At 54.9% G+C, this 648-nt stretch carries 1 protein-coding gene; it reads left to right on the top strand.

Annotation, left to right across the window (positions count from 1 at the left end):
- On the top strand, positions 1-648 hold a 648-nt coding region (locus NE664_12620; GenBank protein MCQ4727479.1), incomplete at both ends, for an alpha-mannosidase.

Here is a 648-nt window from a genome sequence, read left to right as displayed (position 1 = left end):
AGAAATTAATGGTTGTCCGGAAATTCGAACTGGACAGCTGGCAGGTAAAGGAAGGCTTTTTTTTGCGGCCGGAGGAGGCCGACCGGGCGGCGGAAAGCTGGGAACCGTTTGACAGCCGTCTGATGCACTGGTACGGGCCGGACCGCCATTACTGGTTTCGGACCGTATTTACTGTTCCGGAGGAGTATGGCGGAAAAGGCTTATGGCTTCGGATCAGGACTCAGATTGAGGAGTGGGACGACGCCAAGAATCCGCAGTTTCTGGTATTTATCAACGGAGAGGCGGTTCAGGGAGCCGATATGAACCACAGGGAGGTCCTCCTTGACCGGGCGGCGACAGCGGGAGATACGGTGACGGTTGATCTGCAGGCGTATTCGGGGACGCTCCATCCGGAATTTCGCCTGATTGCGGATATAGAGGAAATCTCGAAACCGGTGAAAGACCTTTACTACGATATACAGGTTCCGTTATGGGCCATGGACCGGATGGACCAGGAAGGGAAGACGGCCATTGATATCCTGACCGTATTAAATGATGCCATCAGCCTTCTGGATTTGCGGGACGTCTATTCTGACGGCTTTTACCGTTCCGTGGAGGAGGCGCGGGCCTATATTGGAAAGGCGCTGTACGAGGACCTGGCAGGCGATG

It is taken from the genome of Anaerotignum faecicola (assembly GCA_024460105.1).
Classification (GTDB): Bacteria; Bacillota; Clostridia; order Lachnospirales; family Anaerotignaceae; genus JANFXS01.
This window is presented reverse-complemented; position numbering and strand designations above follow the sequence as displayed.